Here is a 3,143-nt window from a genome sequence, read left to right as displayed (position 1 = left end):
CAAAAGGCTTCAGAGTTATAGGATCAAGCGACTAAGTGTATGTGGTGGATGCCTTGGCGATTACAGGCGAAGAAGGACGTCGCAGCCTGCGAAAAGCCGTGGGGAGCTGGCAAGCGAGCACTGATCCACGGATGTCCGAATGAGGGAACTCACCCGCAAGGGTATCTTGAAGTGAATACATAGCTTCAAGAGGCGAACGCAGCGAACTGAAACATCTAAGTAGCTGCAGGAAAAGAAATCAACCGAGATTCTGAAAGTAGCGGCGAGCGAAATTGGAAGAGCCTGCAAGTGATATTGAATTCGATACTGGAACGGTCTGGAAAGTCCGGCTACAGAGGGTGACAGCCCCGTACGGGAAATTGGGTTCAAGGTACTGAGCTTGCGAGAAGTAGAGCGGGACACGTGAAATCCTGCTCGAAGATGGGGGGACCATCCTCCAAGGCTAAATACTCGTAATCGACCGATAGCGAACCAGTACTGTGAAGGAAAGGCGAAAAGAACCCCGGGAGGGGAGTGAAATAGATCCTGAAACCGCATACATACAAACAGTAGGAGCCCGCAAGGGTGACTGCGTACCTTTTGCATAATGGGTCAGCGACTTACGTTCAATGGCAAGCTTAACCGAGTAGGGGAGGCGCAGCGAAAGCGAGTCCGAACAGGGCGATATGAGTCGTTGGGCGTAGACCCGAAACCAGATGATCTATCCATGGCCAGGCTGAAGGTGTGGTAACACACACTGGAGGGCCGAACCGACTAGTGTTGCAAAATTAGCGGATGAGCTGTGGATAGGGGTGAAAGGCTAAACAAATCTGGAGATAGCTGGTTCTCCCCGAAAACTATTGAGGTAGTGCCTCGTGTATGGCTCCAGGGGGTAGAGCACTGTTATGGCTAGGGGGACATGGCGTCTTACCAAACCATGGCAAACTCCGAATACTTGGAAGTCTGAGCACGGGAGACAGAGCACCGGGTGCTAACGTCCGGACTCAAAAGGGAAACAACCCAGACCGCCGGCTAAGGTCCCTAATATTGACTAAGTGGAAAACGAAGTGGGAAGGCTAAGACAGTCAGGAAGTTGGCTTAGAAGCAGCCATCCTTCAAAGAAAGCGTAATAGCTCACTGATCGAGTCTTCCTGCGCGGAAGATGTAACGGGGCTAAGTCAATAACCGAAGCCGCGGATTCGCAGCAATGCGAGTGGTAGGGGAGCGTTCTGTAAGCCTGCGAAGGCGGATCCGCGAGGACCGCTGGAGGTATCAGAAGTGCGAATGCTGACATGAGTAACGTTAAAGCGGGTGAAAAGCCCGCTCGCCGCAAGCCCAAGGTTTCCTGCTCTACGTTCATCGGAGCAGGGTGAGTCGGCCCCTAAGGTCAGGCTGAGAAGCGTAGCTGATGGGAAGCTGGTTAATATTCCAGCACCGATTTCAAGTGCGAAGGGGGGACGGAGTCCTGAAGGTCATCCGGGTGTTGGACATCCCGGTTTACGAGCGTAGGAGGTTGACAGGCAAATCCGTCAACGGATCTCCAAGGCGAAGGATCGAGGTTGAGAGATCAACTGAAGTGACTGAATGGGCTTCCAGGAAAAGCCTCTAAGCATCAGCTTGGAATTGACCGTACCGCAAACCGACACTGGTGGGCGAGCTGAATATGCTCAGGCGCTTGAGAGAACTCAGGAGAAGGAACTCGGCAAATTGACACCGTAACTTCGGGATAAGGTGTGCCTTTGTAGTGTGAAGAGAGAAACACTCCGAGCATGAAGAGGCCTCAGAGAATCGGTGGCTGCAACTGTTTACTAAAAACACAGCACTCTGCAAAGATGAAAGTCGACGTATAGGGTGTGATGCCTGCCCGGTGCTGGAAGATTAATTGATGGGGTGCAAGCTCCTGATCGAAGTCCCAGTAAACGGCGGCCGTAACTATAACGGTCCTAAGGTAGCGAAATTCCTTGTCGGGCAAGTTCCGACCTGCACGAATGGCATAATGATGGCCACACTGTCTCCTCCTGAGACTCAGTGAAGTTGAAATGTTTGTGATGATGCAATCTCCCCGCGGCTAGACGGAAAGACCCCATGAACCTTTACTGCAGCTTTGCATTGGACTTTGAACCGATCTGTGTAGGATAGGTGGGAGGCAGTGAAGCTAGGACGCCAGTCTTAGCGGAGCCAACCTTGAAATACCACCCTGATTTGTTTGAGGTTCTAACCTAGGAGCGTAATCCGCTTCGGGGACCGTGCATGGTAGGCAGTTTGACTGGGGCGGTCTCCTCCTAAAGGGTAACGGAGGAGTGCGAAGGTACGCTAGGTACGGTCGGAAATCGTGCTGATAGTGCAATGGCAAAAGCGTGCTTGACTGCGAGACCGACAAGTCGAGCAGATACGAAAGTAGGTCATAGTGATCCGGTGGCTCTGCATGGAAGGGCCATCGCTCAACGGATAAAAGGTACTCTGGGGATAACAGGCTGATACCGCCCAAGAGTTCATATCGACGGCGGTGTTTGGCACCTCGATGTCGGCTCATCTCATCCTGGGGCTGTAGCCGGTCCCAAGGGTATGGCTGTTCGCCATTTAAAGAGGTACGTGAGCTGGGTTTAAAACGTCGTGAGACAGTTTTGTCCCTATCTGCCGTGGGCGTTGGAAGATTGACGGGGGCTGCTCCTAGTACGAGAGGACCGGAGTGGACTCACCTCTGGTGTACCGGTTGTCACGCCAGTGGCATCGCCGGGTAGCTATGTGGGGAAAGGATAACCGCTGAAAGCATCTAAGCGGGAAACCTGCCTGAAGATAAGTCTTCCTGGAGGCTTTGACCTCCCTGAAGAGTCGTTCGAGACCAGGACGTTGATAGGTTGGATGTGCAAGCGCTGTGAGGCGTTGAGCTGACCAATACTAATTGCTCGTGAAGCTTGATCCTATAACCGTGAAGCCTTGAACAGAAAAGTTCAGAGAAGACTTCAAGCGAATTGGATAGTGACTGCATCGCAGCCCGAAAGAAGAGTGCTTTACTTTTCCGCCCCTTTTAAGCCTGGTGACCATAGCGTGGCGGTCCCACTCCTTCCCATTCCGAACAGGACAGTGAAACGCCTCTGCGCCGATGATAGTTGGTTGTATTTCCAGTGAAAGTAGGTCATCGCCAGGCTCCCTATACGAACCCC

The 3,143-nt window shown here is 52.5% G+C and carries 2 rRNA genes; both read left to right on the top strand.

The features are described 5' to 3' along the window. The first annotated feature begins 21 nt into the window (after positions 1–21). A 23S ribosomal RNA gene (locus DES29_RS12220) occupies positions 22–2,902 on the top strand. Between the two features lie 110 nt (positions 2,903–3,012). Further along, positions 3,013–3,127, top strand: a 5S ribosomal RNA gene (rrf, locus tag DES29_RS12215). The last annotated feature ends 16 nt before the right edge of the window (positions 3,128–3,143 follow it).

It is taken from the genome of Sutterella wadsworthensis (assembly GCF_003315195.1).
GTDB classification, from domain to species: domain Bacteria; phylum Pseudomonadota; class Gammaproteobacteria; order Burkholderiales; family Burkholderiaceae_F; genus Sutterella; species Sutterella wadsworthensis.
The sequence above is the reverse complement of the archived record's forward strand: the minus strand, read 5'-3'. Positions and strand labels throughout refer to the sequence as shown.